At 43.2% G+C, this 17137-nt stretch carries 18 protein-coding genes and 3 pseudogenes; 5 read left to right on the top strand and 16 right to left on the bottom strand.

Annotated features, from left to right (window positions below; genetic code table 11):
- Positions 1–2 precede the first annotated feature (2 nt).
- The gene (locus QRX25_RS08940) at positions 3–1403 is read left to right on the top strand and encodes a sensor histidine kinase (RefSeq protein WP_212101488.1); all 1401 of its coding nucleotides are present in this window, start codon (positions 3–5) and stop codon (positions 1401–1403) included.
- 52 nt (positions 1404–1455) lie between these two features.
- Here the strand turns inward: QRX25_RS08940 and QRX25_RS08935 are convergent, their stop codons facing one another.
- From QRX25_RS08935 to QRX25_RS08905, 7 genes and pseudogenes are all read right to left on the bottom strand, one after another.
- Positions 1456–1767 (bottom strand): magnetosome magnetite crystal formation protein family, encoded by a 312-nt coding sequence (locus QRX25_RS08935; RefSeq protein WP_065981588.1) that lies wholly within the window; start codon positions 1765–1767, stop codon positions 1456–1458.
- Positions 1768–2608: 841 nt separating this feature from the next.
- The gene (locus tag QRX25_RS08930) at positions 2609–4228 is read right to left on the bottom strand and encodes a YndJ family protein (protein WP_212101485.1); all 1620 of its coding nucleotides are present in this window, start codon (positions 4226–4228) and stop codon (positions 2609–2611) included.
- On the bottom strand, positions 4222–4830 hold the full coding sequence (locus QRX25_RS08925) for a DUF4166 domain-containing protein (protein WP_212101481.1): 609 nt from the start codon (positions 4828–4830) through the stop codon (positions 4222–4224). Before QRX25_RS08925 ends, QRX25_RS08930 begins: the two co-directional genes overlap by 7 nt.
- Positions 4811–5625: pseudogene (locus QRX25_RS08920) on the bottom strand (hypothetical protein). The gene QRX25_RS08925 and the pseudogene QRX25_RS08920 overlap by 20 nt, the downstream one beginning before the upstream one ends.
- 151 nt (positions 5626–5776) lie before the next feature.
- A pseudogene (locus QRX25_RS08915) lies at positions 5777–5887 on the bottom strand (hypothetical protein); the annotation flags it as partial.
- A gap of 45 nt (positions 5888–5932) precedes the next feature.
- Positions 5933–6193, bottom strand: a pseudogene (locus QRX25_RS08910) (substrate-binding domain-containing protein); the annotation flags it as partial.
- Positions 6194–6353: 160 nt separating this feature from the next.
- On the bottom strand, positions 6354–7772 hold the full coding sequence (locus QRX25_RS08905; protein WP_212101475.1) for an alanine/glycine:cation symporter family protein: 1419 nt from the start codon (positions 7770–7772) through the stop codon (positions 6354–6356).
- Positions 7773–8148: 376 nt separating this feature from the next.
- Here QRX25_RS08905 and QRX25_RS08900 point away from each other — a divergent pair, with 376 nt between their 5' ends.
- Together QRX25_RS08900 and QRX25_RS08895 are read left to right on the top strand one after the other, a co-directional pair.
- Positions 8149–8502, top strand: a complete 354-nt coding sequence (locus QRX25_RS08900) for a hypothetical protein (RefSeq protein ID WP_065981583.1) — start codon at positions 8149–8151, stop codon at positions 8500–8502.
- Positions 8503–8526: 24 nt separating this feature from the next.
- Complete coding sequence (locus tag QRX25_RS08895; RefSeq protein ID WP_013352436.1) at positions 8527–8652, top strand: hypothetical protein; 126 nt, start codon at positions 8527–8529, stop codon at positions 8650–8652.
- A 59-nt stretch (positions 8653–8711) separates the two neighbouring features.
- Here QRX25_RS08895 and parC read toward each other — a convergent pair whose 3' ends face one another.
- From parC to QRX25_RS08880, 3 genes are all read right to left on the bottom strand, one after another.
- Entirely contained in the window at positions 8712–11135 is a 2424-nt protein-coding gene (parC, locus tag QRX25_RS08890) for a DNA topoisomerase IV subunit A (RefSeq protein WP_115997466.1), read from the bottom strand.
- A gap of 2 nt (positions 11136–11137) precedes the next feature.
- Positions 11138–13105 (bottom strand): DNA topoisomerase IV subunit B, encoded by a 1968-nt coding sequence (parE, locus tag QRX25_RS08885; protein WP_013352434.1) that lies wholly within the window; start codon positions 13103–13105, stop codon positions 11138–11140.
- A gap of 423 nt (positions 13106–13528) precedes the next feature.
- Positions 13529–13936 (bottom strand): CoA-binding protein, encoded by a 408-nt coding sequence (locus QRX25_RS08880; RefSeq protein WP_212101472.1) that lies wholly within the window; start codon positions 13934–13936, stop codon positions 13529–13531.
- A 151-nt stretch (positions 13937–14087) separates the two neighbouring features.
- Here QRX25_RS08880 and plsY point away from each other — a divergent pair, with 151 nt between their 5' ends.
- Both plsY and QRX25_RS08870 read left to right on the top strand, forming a co-directional pair.
- Positions 14088–14669: a glycerol-3-phosphate 1-O-acyltransferase PlsY gene (plsY, locus tag QRX25_RS08875; RefSeq protein WP_013352432.1), complete on the top strand. Its 582-nt coding sequence runs from the start codon at positions 14088–14090 to the stop codon at positions 14667–14669.
- An 86-nt stretch (positions 14670–14755) separates the two neighbouring features.
- Positions 14756–15043, top strand: a complete 288-nt coding sequence (locus QRX25_RS08870) for a HesB/YadR/YfhF family protein (RefSeq protein ID WP_065521205.1) — start codon at positions 14756–14758, stop codon at positions 15041–15043.
- A gap of 31 nt (positions 15044–15074) precedes the next feature.
- Here QRX25_RS08870 and QRX25_RS08865 read toward each other — a convergent pair whose 3' ends face one another.
- The 6 genes from QRX25_RS08865 to QRX25_RS08840 form a co-directional block, all read right to left on the bottom strand.
- On the bottom strand, positions 15075–15374 hold the full coding sequence (locus QRX25_RS08865; protein ID WP_212101468.1) for a hypothetical protein: 300 nt from the start codon (positions 15372–15374) through the stop codon (positions 15075–15077).
- A gap of 15 nt (positions 15375–15389) precedes the next feature.
- Positions 15390–15806, bottom strand: a complete 417-nt coding sequence (locus QRX25_RS08860; RefSeq protein ID WP_212101465.1) for a YbgC/FadM family acyl-CoA thioesterase — start codon at positions 15804–15806, stop codon at positions 15390–15392.
- Between the two features lie 84 nt (positions 15807–15890).
- Positions 15891–16133, bottom strand: coding sequence for a small acid-soluble spore protein Tlp (gene tlp, locus QRX25_RS08855; protein WP_045505885.1), 243 nt, complete (start codon positions 16131–16133; stop codon positions 15891–15893).
- A 24-nt stretch (positions 16134–16157) separates the two neighbouring features.
- Positions 16158–16304, bottom strand: coding sequence for an acid-soluble spore protein N (locus tag QRX25_RS08850; RefSeq protein WP_013352427.1), 147 nt, complete (start codon positions 16302–16304; stop codon positions 16158–16160).
- Positions 16305–16367: 63 nt separating this feature from the next.
- Positions 16368–16493: an FbpB family small basic protein gene (locus QRX25_RS08845; RefSeq protein ID WP_012117651.1), complete on the bottom strand. Its 126-nt coding sequence runs from the start codon at positions 16491–16493 to the stop codon at positions 16368–16370.
- 79 nt (positions 16494–16572) lie between these two features.
- On the bottom strand, positions 16573–17082 hold the full coding sequence (locus QRX25_RS08840) for a TlpA family protein disulfide reductase (protein WP_065981577.1): 510 nt from the start codon (positions 17080–17082) through the stop codon (positions 16573–16575).
- Positions 17083–17137 lie beyond the last annotated feature (55 nt).

Below are 17137 nucleotides of genomic sequence, written 5' to 3'. Positions count from 1 at the left end.
GTATGAATTGGCGATTAACGGGCAGGTACATGGTATCTGTCATCATAGTAACCATCATTACTGTTTTCATTAATTTATTTGTTTTCATGATTTGGCTCGTTTTTCAAGCGAACAGTCAACATGAAGAAGAAAATACGCCAGAATCCTTTACAAGATCATTTCAACAATATGTCACATTTTCCAATAATGAAATTTCAGTAAACAAAGAGGGCCACAAAGCCTTGGAGGAACAGAATGCCTGGATTCAGATATTGGATGAAAACGGACAAGATGTTTATCATGCTAGAGCACCTAAAGGATTGAAGGAAAAATATACCCCTTTAGAAATAGTGAACTTATATAAATATAAGGATGAGCAATTATTATCAACCATTTACGCCAGCGGAAAAAAAGTGAACGGCAAGAAATACAGTTACTTTATAGGGTTTAAAAATCCCTCTCTCGCAAAGTATATCCTCTCATATGACGCTAAGGAATTAGTGACGAAGTTCAATGCAGGGACCATCATTTTATTATCAATAGATGCAATGATCGCGTTATTGATCGGGTATCTATTCAGCCGGCAGCTCACAAAACCGCTAAGCAGTGTCATTCAAGGAATCCAAAGATTAGCTAATGGAGATTACACGATCAAATTGAAATCCAAAGGAATTTATAAAGATGTGTTCTATAATGTCAATCACTTATCGGAACAACTCTCTTCAAGCAAAAAAGAAAAAGATAAATTAGAGCAAATGCGTGAAGAATGGATCAGTCATATTTCTCATGACATTAAAACACCATTAGCCTCTATACAAGGCTATGCAGAAATCATCAAAGATCCAAATTACCGTCTTTCAGTCGATCAGATCAGAGATTACGCCCAAATCATTGAGAATAAATCCCTCTATATGAAAGAGGTTGTGGAAGATTTAAATTTAACGACAAGGCTGAAAAACAACGATGTGATGTTAAATAAAGAGCAGGTAAATCTTGTTTCGCTGCTGCGGGAAACATTAATTGATATTTTAAACGATTCCAGATATGCGGATAAGACGATTGAGCTTCAAACCAGCCTGGAAAAGCTGATTCTGAACCTTGATGTGATATTGATTAGAAGAGCGGTCACGAATCTCATTTTAAATGCACTCGTTCACAATGATCCTGATGTGAAGATCGTTGTACAGCTTGAACAAAAAGAACGAACCCATGTGACAATTAAGGACAACGGCAAAGGGATAGAAGAGGAGGAGCTGGAGAAAGTGTTTGACCGCTATTACAGAGGGACAAATACAGGAACAGCGCATGCAGGCTCTGGTCTAGGGATGGCGATAGCAAAGGATATTATCCAAAAGCACGGCGGGGACATCACCATTCACAGCACCGCGGGGAAAGGGACAACGATAGATATCCAATTATCATAATGGCCACACAAAAAAACGGTTCTGCTGATCAATAACAGAACCGTTTTTTTACTTATTGTTCCGAAAACACTTTGATTCCTTTGACAATGTTCCAGATGAAAAAATAGATCGCCAAAATAAATGTAACGGCATATGTCGCAAGCAGGAAAGGCCCAGCATGTCTGATGTCATTCATACCAAGTAAACCTGAACCGATGATGCCAATTCCGAAAATCAAATAAGGAATCAAATGCGTCCACAAAGATTTTTTCGCATGATATTTCACATCGTCCTGACCTAAGAAATAGACGATAATCGGAAACAGAAACGGCGCAAAAAATATACTGAAGTAACATAATGAAGACAAAATTTTATTTTCTCTCAAAACTTTTCACCTCTATTATTTATTGAAGGGGAATTCTTTTGACTGAATCCCTTACTGAAGTACAAACTTATTGTACAACCTCAATCTTAACCTGTATTAATCTGAACCTTACATCAACCTTAAATTAATAAGCACTGCTTAAATAAAAATAAGATTCATTGAGACTCATCACATGCAGCGTGCAAATAGAAGAAGACTTAATACAATTGTAGAGGAAGGAGACCCGGCTCCAATATGAATTTCATTTTATTAGTTTACATAATATATATTCTAGGAAGTTATACAAAAGAATGAAATCTCTGTCTCAACACTTAAGTATACTTTAGTTATTGAGACAAAAAAGAAATTTATAACAACATAATCGGTATGTTGCGTTTACGGTCATTTTGTTAACCTGTTGTACAAAGATAATTGCCGGTCGATACAAACCTAAACTGCAAACGGTACAAAAGCAATTTTCAAATTATCAAAAGCAAACCATCTATTACACCAATTGCCGCTTTTCTGCATTTTATCCAATGAAAACGCGCACAAATGCAAAATTCATGTCTGATAATACTCTGCCGCATCTTCCCTGCACTTTTCCGACGATTTTTTCGCATCGGCTCCCCGCATATGAGCAAGTATAACAGCCGTCAGGCCGAGTGCTGCTGCGAAATAAAATCCGGTTCTAAGCCCCAGTCAATCATTAAAAAAAGCCCGCGGCCAAAGGTTCGCCGAAAATGCCGAGTGCATAAAGCGCCTGATATGCCCCCAGCGCTTTCGGTCGGTATTTTCAGAATGTTCCCGCACCCATATGATGAGAAAAAGCCGCCATATGAACAGACGGCTTTGCAGCTTGTTATTTGCTTCCGGGAGCGTGAGTGATCCGATAATGCACCGTTAAAAACTTTAGGCCGAACAGCCACATATGATGAACGGCCTTTAGTGTTGTTTCGTTCTGGGCCGCAATAAGAAATGTCTCTGCCAGCGGAAGATGACATGCCCCCCATTTCGTTTGAAGATAAATTCCTTCATCACCCGCTCCGCTTTTTCGGCGTCTGCTCGTCAAAACAAGATTCTGCTTATGCGCATAAGGCTTTAAAATGCCCGTCATTTGGCTGTACGGCAGCGGGAGAGAAATATTCATGTATCCCTCCCCATTTGACCTGTACACTGAATACAATGCAGTAAAGACGGTTTCCTGCCTTTCATTTGTTCTGATCCACGCACGGACATGCTTTCGTCCGTCTCTGTCAGAGTCAACACCTTTCATATTGCTGTGCATGATATACCAATCCGGATTCATTGACAGATGGATCTGCCCCGCTCTTCTGCTGAACGGCTCGTACATGCGCGCAAACGGACGAAACCATCTGTTCCACGTCACTTTTGCCTTGATGTCATAATCAATTGTCTTTTCATAAAAGGAAATAACGGCCGGCGACAGTTTTTCGGCAGAAAAGTCTTCAGAATGCAGCTCTCTCATCTGATCTAGAAGGCCGGTATAATGTAAGTCATTTGCTGCGTGAATATCATTCAAAAAATTTTTGCCTATCGTCCTCTTTCCGTAAATACGGCTGAACGTTCTTTCACTGCCCTCATCGAACGGTCTCGGATTTTCTATTCTCCAGCCGGCCAAAGCCGGCAGAATAACGCCGAATGCATTGACGGCCCCGTGAATCCAAATCATCTGGCTGATCGTAAACGTTGCCTCCCCACGGAAGACACCGAACGAATATATTAAAGAAAAAACAATTGTGATCATTAACACAGCTGAAGAGCCCCTGATTAAGATACTGCCTGTTTTCGTAACAAACGGCGCCTTAAAGACGAGATATGCATTAACATACAGACCCGCCAGATACAGAGCGACGGCAATCACATCAAGTGTCTTTGAAAATGTAATCCCCATGGCAATAAGAATCGGCGAAATCAAAATGATGACCGTGCTCCACCTGTAAAGGACACGGTTCTCCCGGATGATCCTGCCGAGCAAACCATTGAAGATCGGAATAAGAAAAGCGGAATAGTGAAAGTGCACAGCCGTCAGCAGCACGATAAGCGGACTGAAATCCATGACGGGAATCTGAAGAACGTAAGCGAAAAACCAGAATCCACCGCCGGCTAAATAAACAAAGCCTGCCATAACTGACATCTCTTCTGTTCTGTGAATATTTGTTTTCATCAGCCGCAGTACAGCATAAAGTGCCAGCCCAAGCGTATAAATGAGCCACACAAAGGCAAAAAGGCTGAAGCCTGTGATCAGCGCAAGCGCCGCACTTAAAGCGGCAATAGGATAACTCCGTAATAACACGTTCTCTAAAGTTTTTGAAGACCGAAAAGCAAAACGGAATACAGCAGGAACGAAAAAAAGGACGGATAATAAAACAAACGTCTCAGCAGCTGATAGATGCGGAGCTTCAGCCGCTGCAAATCCCAAAAAGCAAACCGCGCTTACAATGAGATGACGTTTCAGCATATTTCTCCCTCTGTTTCCCGGAAAGTTCCCCGGTAAAAGAAAAGTGTGCCGAGTATCCGATTTTTCACATGTACCTTTATGCTGAAGCAATTCATCTCCTCATCATAAGCCTCATAAACGGTTGAACTGCCGCACAGCCATGCCGGCAGCGGGATTTTCTTTCCGCCTATCAGGAGCCACTGCTTTCCGGATGTAATGATAAGCCCTCCGTCTGAAGACGCTTCTAAATGCAGTTCAGACAGAAGGACGTGAGGCTTGCCGAAGTAATCAAGAATTCTATTTTCCCGCTCGTCATATTCCATGACTGCATCAAAATAACGCGTTTTTCCTTTAAAGAAAAAGGTACGGTTCCATTCCACACCATTTTGCCTGTTTTTGTTTTCGATGGTAAAAGGGATATCTTTGCCCCTCTCTGAGAAAAAACATCTGAAAAAAACGCCGGTCTTTAAAAGCATTCTGACAAACAAAGATCCTCCCTTAATTTCTGACATAACTCCTTCTCCGCAAAATGTGCTTGATCCGCCAAGCCTGTATCGTTTCTGCAGCATCGGATGCAGTGATTGATAATGGATAATTGCTTTTTCATACATTGAATCCGTCATTTCGCTTCTTCTCTCTCTTTCGTTTTGTATGTCTGGCGCTCGGCAGCTTAAACTCAAGAATCAAACCAGCTATCGTAAGTATTCCTAACGGGATCGCGAATCCGCCGCCGGAATATAACATTGCCGTTACACAAAAGAAGGCTGACTGCCCGGCGTGAATCAGCCGCTCTTCTCCGCATGGGAAACAGCCATAATACTCCTACCCCTGTCTCCAGCGCGCCCCTCACTATCTCTGAATCGGCAAAGCAATCATAAAAGCCTTCAAAAAACCAATACAGACTGAATATCAGACACGTCAAGACATAGACAAACCCGAAACGGACGGATACCTTCGGATGTCTGTTTTGTTCTATCCAAAGCCGCAACGCATCAAAGCTCCATGCGGTAGCCCAGCCCAGCAGAGGACGAAATAAAAAACGGTCTATCAATCTTCCCGACAGACCGCCGGCCGTTTCATATTGATATTGAGTCAAAAATGTGATGTTTCCGTTATCCCGCTCTATATACTTTCAGAGACAGCGGGTGATCAGAGGAAAATGAAAGCGCTGAGACCCTCTCTGACGATTGAGGCCTTTTATCCCCCATTGATTCGCCCGTCCCAGATACCTTCAGCCCAAAACCGATCCGCGTTTCATATAGGAATCTTTGCGGTTCACCTGGCAACCTATGAAGATATGTAATGTCAGAAAAGCGCAGGTCCCATTCCTTATGAAGAATCGGGTTTTGCGTATATTCCCAAAGCGTTTCTATATCAGATGCAATATTGATTTCGACATATATCGGCTTCTGTTTCATGCCCCCTCCTCTTCCCTTCTTTTGTAAACAATTCCTATATTATCATAGGAACAGATAAAGCGGCAGAACGAAAAGGCCATTCCGTTACCAGCAGGACAGCCTCTGTGACTTTGTTGACTTATATATATGTGATTGTGTCTTTTTATCTTTAGTTAAACATAGCAACTCCGACAGAGAAACTGGTGAAAATCAGCCCCATTTGGATTGCCAATGTGAGATCCTTATGTATAAACGGTGCTGCAATAGACAGCGCTGAGCGGTCTTAAATATAACCGGAGTAGTTACCGGTTTACGCAATGAAAACCGGTTACCCGGATTGCCTGGCGATCAGCACAGGCTTATATCGGTGCATCCGCTTTTGACCGTTATCTTTTTCTTGAATCTGGCTAAGAAGCAGGCTTCCCGCTTTTCGCGCCATTTCTTCCGCAGGCTGGACGATCGTCGTAATCGGCGGAGTAAAAAAACCCGCAAAAGGAACTTCATCAATTCCGATAACGGCTGCCTTATCCGGAATTGCCATATCATGCTCCTTCATGTACTTTAGCACCTCGACGAGAACGATTCGGTTTAGTAAACCTGTTTTTAGTCACACTTTATACGAAAACCCTTACAGATACAAGACGAAAATACAATAAATTCAAAAAAGTCTGTTTACAAGAACGATTTTTCACATAAAAAGCCCCTCACAGAAAAATATGAGGGGCTTTGAAAAATATATGCATATTTCCTTAGTTAGCAGTCTTGCGTTCAGGGCTTGTACCTTCTTCTTCCGCCCATGTTTCAATTTGCTTCAGCTCTGGGGCATTCTCAGCTTTGAATACGGGATCAAGACCTTTTTTGCGCTGAGCGGCATAATCCTTATAGATCTTGTAGGCTACATTACTCAGCAGCAAGATTGCCACTAAGTTAATGAGAGCCAAGAGTCCCATAAACAAGTTTGCCATATCCCAGACAATCTGGAAGTCAGCCAAACATCCGTATACCACCATCACTATGACGAATACGCGGTAAATGTTAAGCCATGTTTTGCTTGTTTTAATAAATTCAATGTTCGTCTCACCATAGTAATAGTTGCCGACGACTGAGCTGAATGCGAATAAAAACATCGCAATCGCAATAAATGTCGGCGCCCAGCCGCCAAGATGGTGCTGCAGTGCGGCTTGTGTCACTTGGATGCCGTCGCCTTTAGGCGTAACGCTGTACAATAAAATGATAAAAGCAGTCGATGTACAAACGATAAAAGTATCAAAAAACACGCCGAGCGTCTGGATGAATCCCTGTTTAGCAGGGTGCGACACGTGTGCAGTTGCTGCGGCATTCGGCGCGCTCCCCATACCCGCTTCGTTTGAAAACAGGCCGCGCTGCGCTCCGATAATAATGATGCTTCCTAAGCTTCCGCCGACGATCTGCTCAAGACCGAACGCATTTTTCACAATTGTAACCAGCAGCTCAGGTACCGCCGTAATATTCACAATAACGACATACAGCGCGATCAGAATATACATACCCGCCATGACGGGAACGATTAATTGTGAAACGGATACAACACGTTTCAGACCGCCGAATATGATGAAAGCCGTTAATACAGCTAAAATGATTGCGATAACTGTTTTATTCACATGGAAAGCTTCGTCAAACGCGACGGAAATCGTATTTGACTGTACGGCATTAAATATTAGCCCGAAAGAAACGGTAATCAATACTGCGAATAAAATACCGAGCCAGCGGGCGCCAAGGCCCTTCGCCATGTAATATGCCGGACCGCCGCGGAAATCTTCGCCTGAACGCACTTTATAAAGCTGCGCCAACGTACTTTCCACAAAGCTGGAAGCCATACCGACAATCGCTACGATCCACATCCAAAATACTGCGCCGGGACCGCCTGTTGCAATCGCCAGCGCGACACCGGTCAAGTTTCCGGTTCCGACACGGGAAGCTGCCGAGATAAAGAATGCCTGCATTGAAGACACTCCTTTATTTCCTTGCGGCTTCTCCCCGACGATTCTGAACATTTCAATAAAGTATCGGAATTGAATAAAGCGAAAACGGAACGTAAAATACAATCCGATTCCTACTAAAATATAAACAAGATACTTCCAAATAAAATCATTTGGAACATTTATGATTTCACTGATGAAAGCCTCCATGTTTAACCTCCCTTTTACATATCTTTTACTGTCATTTTGCTGCATATGTTAGATTTTTTAACACAACGAGTATTATTATATCACAACAACAGGTGTTGAGAAGTTTTTTTAAGAAAATGTTTCGGTTTCTTCAATATACCTTCCTTATTGGTATGCTCTATTTTTTATCCCTCAGACTGAAAAATGTTGTCACGTCAGAAGGCTTGCGTGCATATAATAACAAATAGCCTTTAAGAGAAAAGAGATGAAAAGACGGACGGAATGGTATATACTTAACCAGGATAATATTTTTTTAAATTTAATAAATGTGTTTACTTTTAATTTAAATTAGGGTATTATAATAAAAATATTCAGACTTATGAAGGGGGGAGAACATTTGAAAAAAATCTTGTTTCTAAAAGCATCTATTTTATTTTTAGCGATTGCAAGCTTTCATTTGCTCTCCATTCCCCATGCGTTTGACACTGCTCATCATTTTAAAGCGGTAGCCGATCAGCAGGAAATGCACGAAATGAAGGCCGGCCAAAATGTTGATGATGAGAAAAAATCGCTGACGGGCTCATTTATTTTGACGGCGCTTTTTGCCGCTTCTGTCTCACTGATGGTGATATCAGACAGAAAACGCCCCGCTTCCCGGAGAAGACAGCGTAAGAAAAGCTTTTTAATCGCTAAATTTTATCAGTCCTCGTATTTCGATAAGCTTCATGTTCAACATCGCCTATCTATGTAACATAAAATGAGGAGGTCGTTAAACATGTTGTTTATCTTACGAATGGTGATTTTAGGCTTATTTTCATTCACTGCATTGAACTTATTTGTATGGCAGGGAATTGAAGTCGTTCACGCTATCACCGACTTATTCGGCAGCCACGAAAGCTAAAAAGCAAAACCTCCGCTCAGGACCAATTGAGCGGAGGTTTTTTTATTTTATTTTTACTCTTAAACATCAGACGCGGGTATGCGCCATACATCTGTTACCGGCCCTGTCTCATCTTCATCTGTAAAGAAGGAGCCGTTGCTGTACCGGTCATTAGCCCGCAAGGATTTCACGGTGGTTTCAATTCTCTCGCCTTTTTCTGTTTCCGCAGCGATCATGTCGCCTAAAGCGCAAGCGAATACTCCGACAACACGATGCGGGTTCTTTTTAAGCTCACGCAGCATGATAACGCCGCGCTTTGCTCTGGATGTTTTTTCGAATTCAGAGAGATTCATCCGTTTGATGGCTCCCCGCTGTGTGACGAGGATAAGCGAATCTGTTTCATGCAGGATTTGTCCTGATACGACGGTATCACCGTCTTTTAAATTAATGCCCTTCACGCCGGCAGCACGGGCTCCGACTACATTCACTTCATCTTCACCGAACCATAAGCCGTACCCGAGGCGGGTAGCGATAAACAGCTGGCAGCCGCCGTCTGTGACATGAACATCAATCAGCTCATCGTCCCCTTTAAGGTTGAGAGCAACAAGTGCTTTCGAATAGCGCTGCGCTTTGTAATGCGTCATTTCAGTTCTTTTCACCATACCGTTTTTCGTCATAAACAATAAATATGAAGCTGGATCAAATTCTTTTACCGGTATAGCTTTCACGATCGTTTCGTCACGGTCAATCGTGGTGATATTCGTTACGTGCTGCCCCATGTCTTTCCACCTGATATCCGGAAGCTGGTGTACCGGACAATATATATAGCTTCCCTTATTGGTAAAGAGCAGGAGAACATCTGTTGTATTCATTTCAAATTGGTGAATCAGCCTGTCCGTGTCCTTCATCCCGAAATCCTGGCCGTTGGAAGCGGCAAATGACCGCTGGCTTGTTCGTTTAACATAGCCGTCTTTCGTGACTGTCACATATACGTCCTCAGAGGCAACCATGACTTCCAGATTGATTTTAATTTCCTCAATCTTCTCTTCAATCACCGAACGTCTGCTGTCAGCATAGGTCTTTTTCAATTTTTTCAGGCTGCTGGTAATGACTTTTAACAGCTTTTTATCATGACTTAAAATGGCCTCAAGCTCCTGAATTTTCTTGCTGAGCTCTTCCGCTTCTTCTTTTAACGCTGTAATATCCGTGTTTGTCAGACGATACAGCTGCAAGGATACGATCGCTTCCGCCTGAGGCTCCGTAAATGCGAATTTAGAAATTAAATTTTGTTTTGCATCCTTTTTATCGCTGCTTGCCCGGATAACGGCAATGACCTCATCTAACACAGACAGTGCCTTCATCAGTCCCTCAACGATATGATGCCGCTCTTTTGCTTTTTGCAATTCAAAAACGGAGCGGTTTGTCACAACTTCCTTCTGATGGGAAATATACGCGTCCAGAATGGCCGTAAGACTCATCAGCATCGGCCGGCGGTTATGTATGGCGACCATATTAAAGTTATACGTTGTCTGCAGATCAGTGTTTTTATATAAGAAATTCAAGATGCCTTTTGCGTCGGCTTCTTTCTTTAATTCAACGACCACCCGAAGCCCCGTTCGGTCCGTTTCATCCCGGACTTCAGAAATGCCTTCGACTTTTTTGTCAATGCGGTATTCGTCCATTTTCTTTACAAGATTGGCTTTGTTTACTTCAAACGGGATTTCTGTAATGACGATCTGCTCCCGTCCGCCTCTTATAGCTTCCACTTCAGCCTTTCCGCGGATAATAATTTTGCCTTTACCGGTTTCATAGGCCTTCCGAATACCGTCGACACCTTGAATAATGCCTCCTGTCGGAAAGTCAGGCCCTTTAATCACCTGCATCAAGTCATCGACGGTGCAATCGGGCGATTCAATCCGCTTAATGACGGCATCAATGACCTCACCCAGATGATGAGGGGGAATATCAGTCGCATAGCCCGCCGAAATCCCGGTTGATCCGTTGACCAACAAGTTAGGAAACATGGCAGGCAAAACAACCGGCTCTTTACTTGTGTCATCAAAGTTCGGAACGAATTCAACCGTGTTTTTATCAATGTCCCGCAAAAGCTCTGATGCGATAGAAGATAATCTTGCTTCCGTATAACGCATGGCAGCCGGCGGATCACCGTCAATGCTGCCGTTATTGCCGTGCATTTCAATCAGCACATTCCGCACTTTCCAATCTTGGCTCATCCGCACCATCGCTTCATAAACGGAGCTGTCTCCGTGCGGATGATAATTACCGATAACATTCCCGACCGTTTTCGCCGCTTTCCGGAAATTTTTATCGAATGTATTTCCGTCTGCGTGCATGGCATATAAAATTCTCCGCTGCACCGGCTTTAAACCGTCACGTGCATCAGGCAGCGCCCTGTCTTGGATAATGTATTTACTGTAGCGTCCGAAACGGTCGCCGATTACTTCTTCTAACGGTAAATCATGAAATATTTCTGGCTGTGCCACTATTAAACCTCCTCAGCGACCGACAAGTTTTCATTTTCTAAAATATTGCTTTCCTCGTCTAATCCGAAGGCAACATTCTTTTCAATCCATTTTCTTCTCGGTTCTACTTTGTCTCCCATTAATGTCGTTACGCGGCGCTCTACGCGTGCCGCATCGTCAATCTTGACTCTGACGAGCGTTCGTGATTCAGGATTCATCGTCGTTTCCCAGAGCTGGTCTGCGTTCATTTCTCCCAGACCTTTATAGCGCTGAATGGTATAGCCTTTGCCGACTTTCTTTAAAACGCCGTCCATTTCTTCGTCGGACCAAGCATATTCAATAATCTCTTTCTTGCCGCTCCCTTTGCTCACTTTATAAAGAGGCGGAAGCGCGATAAAGACTTTTCCTTGCTCAATTAAAGGTTTCATATAGCGGTAGAAAAACGTTAACAGCAAGACTTGAATGTGCGCGCCGTCGGTATCCGCGTCCGTCATGATGATGATCTTGTCATAATTAATGTCCTCTATTTCAAAATCTGCGCCGACTCCGCCTCCGATCGCATGAATAATTGTATTGATTTCTTCATTTTTGAAGATGTCAGCAAGCTTTGCTTTCTCTGTGTTGATGACCTTTCCGCGAAGAGGCAGCACGGCTTGGAATTTCCGGTCTCTTCCCTGTTTTGCAGAACCTCCTGCAGAGTCTCCCTCCACGAGATACAATTCATTCTTCGCCGGATTTCTGGAACCGGCCGGTGTGAGTTTTCCGCTCAGCGTCGCTTCTGATTTTTTGCGTTTTTTGCCGCTTCTCGCTTCTTCTCTCGCTTTCCGGGCCGCTTCACGGGCCTGGCTTGCCTTAATTGCTTTTTTGACGAGCAGGGTAGCCGTATCGCGGTTTTCTTCCAAGAAATAAGCAAGATTCTCAGAAATGACAGCGTCTGCGGCTGATCTCGCTTCACTTGTGCCAAGCTTTCCTTTTGTCTGGCCTTCAAATTGCAACAGTTCCTCCGGGATCCGCACGGAAATGATTGCTGACAAACCTTCCCTGATATCGGCGCCTTCAAGGTTTTTGTCTTTTTCTTTCAGAAGCGCGACCTTTCGCGCATACTCATTAAACGCTCTTGTCATTGCCGTTTTGGCCCCTGATTCGTGGGTTCCGCCGTCCTTTGTTCTGACGTTATTAACAAATGACAGCATATTTTCTGAGTATCCGTCATTAAATTGGAACGCAAAATCGACTTCAATGTCATGATGCTCACCTTCAAAGGAAACCACTTCGCATAAAGCGTCTTTTTCTTCGTTTAAATAAGCGACAAATGCTTCAATTCCGTTCTCATAATAAAATACTTCTTTCACGTCGTTCCGCTCATCAATTAATTCTATTTTCAACCCTTTTAATAAAAAGGCGGATTCCCGCAGACGTTCTGACAGCGTGTCAAAATTATAAACCGTTGCGCTGAACATTGACGGATCAGGTTTAAAATGGGTAAGCGTTCCCGTTTTTTTGGTCGTTCCGATCTTTTCAAGTGAAGTCACAGGCTTGCCGCCGTTTTCAAACCGCTGTTTATAAACATGGCCGTCACGCTCAATGGTAACTGTCAGCCACTCTGATAAAGCGTTTACGACAGATGCGCCGACGCCGTGGAGACCGCCGCTTGTTTTATAGCCGCCCTGTCCGAATTTACCTCCCGCATGCAGCACGGTGAAAATAACTTCCGGTGTCGGCTTTCCGAGCTTATGCATCCCGGTCGGCATTCCGCGCCCTCTGTCCTGCACGGAGATGCTGTTATCCTTATGTATCGTTACGATAATATGATCTCCGTAGCCGGCAAGAACCTCATCGACGGAATTGTCGACGATCTCATATACCAGATGGTGCAGGCCGCGTGCGTCCGTCGAACCGATGTACATTCCCGGTCGTTTTCTGACGGCTTCCAGGCCTTCAAGCACCTGTATGGCATCTTCGTTGTAATCAAATTGCTGTTTTCTAGCCAAACGTACAAACCCCTTTCAAAAAAACTGCTCTTAATCATTCTCTTTTTTAAGTGTTTTCATGTCTTTGTTTTTCAGTATGCGCAAGCTTCGGTCCAATTCTCCTCGGACTCACAATTATAACCAATATGCTTGATTTCGCAACATATTTAAGCGAATGGCTCGTTTTTTAGGCCGCAAGACATACATTCGAACGACTTTTCATCTTTTTGGTGCCCTTTTCGGCAAATAAGAACATGAGTTCGCTTTCTATTATATAGATTTTTGCCGGCCATCGCAAACAGACTGTAAACCCCTGTATAAAGGGGTTTCTAAAAAAGCTGTTCATGCTTTATTGTATCTGTTTCAACACCATACGCAAAGAGTATTCTTTCAATAAAAAAGCAAAAACCCCTGATTTGCCAAGGATTTTTGCCTTTTTTGTTCCTATTTTGTAACAGCGCGGGCGACTTTTATACATAAATCCATAACAGCCGTCCTTCCTTTGTCTGTAATCATGCGATACGCTTCTTCATTTGCAAGGCCCTGCTGCGCCCAAAAAACGGGAGCGTCTGTCTGTAAAAATTCTTCAGCGACACCCGGAAGCTGCTCAGAGCGTCTAAATACATTCACGATATCAATCGGTCCCTCCACGTCTTTTAATGAAGCGACGGCTTTCACGCCAAGCGCCTCATCAATCGTCGGATTGACAGGGATAATCTCGTACCCTTCATCCTGCATCGCTTTGGAAACCATGTAAGAAGTCCGGTCGGGACGGTCTGACAGCCCGACGACAGCGATCCGTTTGCTTCGGTCAAGAATGTCTTTAATCTCTGATTTTGAAGGATTTTGCATCTTTACCATCTCCTTTTGATTTATTGTACACGACACCTTCACCGGAATCAAAAAAAGCGGTTTGTCAGCTTAATTCTCAAAAAACTTGTCATCAGACGGTAACAACTCGTGTTAAAATAGAGTGAAGGGACATTGAAAAGGAGAAATGTAGATGTTGATTGCTTTATTGATTATTTTGGCCTATGTATTAGGCAGCATCCCGTCAGGTTTAGTGGTAGGCAAACTTGCAAAAGGGATTGATATTAGAGAACACGGAAGCGGAAATTTAGGCGCGACAAATGCTTTTCGCACGCTTGGCGTTAAAGCGGGATCTGTCGTCGTTGCAGCCGATATTTTAAAAGGCACCTTGGCCGCGGCGCTGCCGTACTTACTGCACGTTCCCATTCATCCTCTTCTCGCAGGGGTGGCAGCAGTGATCGGCCATGTATTCCCCGTGTTCGCAAAATTCAAGGGCGGAAAAGCCGTAGCCACATCGGGAGGCGTCCTGCTGTTTTATGCTCCGCTGTTATTTGTAACGATGGTTGCAGTATTTTTCGTATTTTTATTCCTTACGAAATTTGTTTCTCTGTCTTCAATGTTAACAGGGATTTATACGATTATTTACTGTCTGTTTGTAAAAGATCCTTATTTATTAATCGTAGTGACGCTCCTGACCGCGTTTGTTATTTACAGACACAGAGCAAACATCAAACGGATTATAAACAAAACAGAACCGAAGATCAAATGGTTTTGATGAAACTTAAATTTTGACATCAAAATGCCGTATGCGTTTATAATAGAGATAATTTCTTTATGAGAAACAAAAAGGGAGTGTTCCGGATGAACATGAAAGTAAATAAAGACGCGCTGGATTGGTACAAAGAAGAGCTTGAACTGGAAACAGGCGATCAGGTCCGTTTCTTTGTCCGTTACGGAGGGTGCAGCAACGTCCAGAAAGGCTTTTCTCTCGGCGTATCAAAAGACCAGCCGATGAACGCCGGCATCAGCACGGAAGTTGAAGGCATTACCTTTTTTATTGAAGAAAGCGACTTATGGTACTTTGATAACCACGATTTGTCCGTCACATATTCAGATCAGTCAGAAGAGCCGGTATTTAATTACGTATAAGAAAAAAGAACGCAGCGGATGCGTTCTTTTTTTACAGCTTAAACCTTCTGATATGATCAGTCAGGCGTTCTTTTTCTAATATGCGTTTTTGGGTTTCACCGAGCAGGTCAAAATGCGGAAACTCAGTTTTATGGTGAATCCACTCGGGCTTCAGCCCGTATTCAGCTCCCCATCTGATCAGCTTATTGAGATCGCTTGAACCGGCCTTCGTCACGGTCTTAGCCTGCGGAAAGCGGTCGTCCAGCCAGTAATGCGTTAAAAAAGCGATTTTTCCTTCCGATACATTCCGTTTCCATCTATCCAGTTCTTTGCGCGTAATTCCAAATGCCATAACTGTAGCCGCTCCTTATTTTTTTGCCTTTTCGTAAGCGGCGTGCCAATCAGGAAAGGCCTTGCGGAACTGAATCGGTTTAAAGCTCTGTTTATCAACGCATATGTGCGAGGATGTCGCTTTAATCGCAAGCTCTTGATCCGGGTTATAGATATGGTAGCCGTAAACGGTTTTAAATCCGTTATATTCTTCAATCCACGTATGTACGACAGCCGTTTCTCCGTAGCGTAGCGGTTTTTTATAGGAAATGCTGATATCCACTACAGGTGACAGCACCCCTCTTTCTTCCATTTCCTTGTACAGAAATCCGAGGTCTTTAATCAATGCCGTTCTGCCGACCTCCATCCAGACTAAGTAATTGGCATGATAGACGATGCCCATTTGATCTGTTTCTGCATACCGCACTTCTATTTCTTTTTTTGACACATGCAACGTTCTCTGCTCCCTTATTATCAGATAGCCCTATTTTATCACAACATGACAGAAAGAGAAAAAACCAGGTTTCCCTGGTTTTTATTACGATTGATATCCGTTTTCTCTCGCAGCTGATTCATCCTGAATTTCATTACGGAACGATTCAATGCTTTCATTGCGTCTGGCATTCTTCTCCTGAATGCGCTGTTTTTCCTCATCTGTCGCAAATTCCATTGATTCTTTCGCTTCTTCTATATTTTCAATTGTATTCTGAACCATATCCTGCAACTTTTCAACGTTATCGGATCGGTCATCCGGATTCGGTTTTTGGTAATTATTTGTCATAATGTCTGCTCTCCTTTGTTGATGTTATTCACCTTTCGTCTGCATGACAATCGGATGTCCGTTTGACTTGTCATGAAACTTTTCCCCTTTGTTGCGTTTATATTTAACGGGTTTTGTCCCTAAGTGGCTCGGAGCGTATTGCGGCTGGCCGTCTTTCTTGTTTGTGCCCATGTTCATCCCTCCTTAAGAGTATATTTCGCAAAAGGAGGCGCAAACATGACTGCAAATTAAAGGTTATTTTTGTTTGAACCGCTGCTCCAGCTTTTCTTCAAGCTGATTCAAATATTCCGTATTGGTCATCAGCTCACGTTTATTCTCCATAACCAATTCATGAAAAGAGCGTTTTCTCATTTTTTTCAATCTTCTCACCTCCGTGTTTTCATTCATTTTTTCCAATTTTTTAAAAGATAAGCCTTTCGCACATAAAAAAACTGAACCTCTACTTGAGATCCAGTTTTTCTTTCATTTCTTTTTTTGTCATCGTGCCTACTCGTACGTGCTGGATGGTTCCTTTTTCGTCTAATATGTATGATGTCGGATAAGAAAGCACGTTGAAATCTCCGTTAATCCCGCTTTTGTCAATCAGAATAGGAAAGGTCAGCTGATAAGTCTCAGCAAATGATTTCACAGCCTGTATATTTTTTTCAGAGGATGTGAAATTAACGGCTACTACCGCAATATCAGGATATTCCTTCTGGAGCTCCTGCATATCGGGCATTTCCATTCGGCATGGCTTGCACCACGTTGCCCAGAAATTAAGGAGCACTTTTTTTCCTTTATAATCAGAAAGGGAGCTGCTTTTTCCTGCCAGTGTGTCAAGTGTAAAGTCAGGAGCCTTCATCCCTTCTTCTGTCCCTTCTTTCGGACTTGTTTGTACGGAATAAATATTCCAGCCCGCATACACCAACAACCCGATAAGCAACACTCCGCCCAGCCATTTCGCAAGCATCTCAAAGCCTCCCGCATAAAAAGAGAGAAAGCGGATTGCTTTCTCTCTTTTGTTC

The sequence above is a fragment of the Bacillus sp. L381 genome (assembly GCF_030284525.1).
GTDB lineage: Bacteria > Bacillota > Bacilli > Bacillales > Bacillaceae > Bacillus > Bacillus amyloliquefaciens.
Note: the sequence above shows the minus strand (reverse complement) of the source record. Positions and strands in the feature narration are given on the sequence as shown.

Coding starts and splice junctions, on each gene's coding strand:
- QRX25_RS08940 (WP_212101488.1), top strand. CDS start 3: ATGAATTGGCGATTAACGGGCAGGTACATGGTATCTGTCATCATAGTA.
- QRX25_RS08930 (WP_212101485.1), bottom strand. CDS start 4,228: ATGCTGAAACGTCATCTCATTGTAAGCGCGGTTTGCTTTTTGGGATTT.
- QRX25_RS08925 (WP_212101481.1), bottom strand. CDS start 4,830: ATGACGGATTCAATGTATGAAAAAGCAATTATCCATTATCAATCACTG.
- QRX25_RS08905 (WP_212101475.1), bottom strand. CDS start 7,772: ATGGAGGCTTTCATCAGTGAAATCATAAATGTTCCAAATGATTTTATT.
- QRX25_RS08895 (WP_013352436.1), top strand. CDS start 8,527: ATGTTGTTTATCTTACGAATGGTGATTTTAGGCTTATTTTCATTCACT.
- QRX25_RS08880 (WP_212101472.1), bottom strand. CDS start 13,936: ATGCAAAATCCTTCAAAATCAGAGATTAAAGACATTCTTGACCGAAGC.
- plsY (WP_013352432.1), top strand. CDS start 14,088: ATGTTGATTGCTTTATTGATTATTTTGGCCTATGTATTAGGCAGCATC.
- QRX25_RS08870 (WP_065521205.1), top strand. CDS start 14,756: ATGAACATGAAAGTAAATAAAGACGCGCTGGATTGGTACAAAGAAGAG.
- QRX25_RS08865 (WP_212101468.1), bottom strand. CDS start 15,374: ATGGCATTTGGAATTACGCGCAAAGAACTGGATAGATGGAAACGGAAT.
- tlp (WP_045505885.1), bottom strand. CDS start 16,133: ATGACAAATAATTACCAAAAACCGAATCCGGATGACCGATCCGATAAC.
- QRX25_RS08850 (WP_013352427.1), bottom strand. CDS start 16,304: ATGGGCACAAACAAGAAAGACGGCCAGCCGCAATACGCTCCGAGCCAC.
- QRX25_RS08840 (WP_065981577.1), bottom strand. CDS start 17,082: ATGCTTGCGAAATGGCTGGGCGGAGTGTTGCTTATCGGGTTGTTGGTG.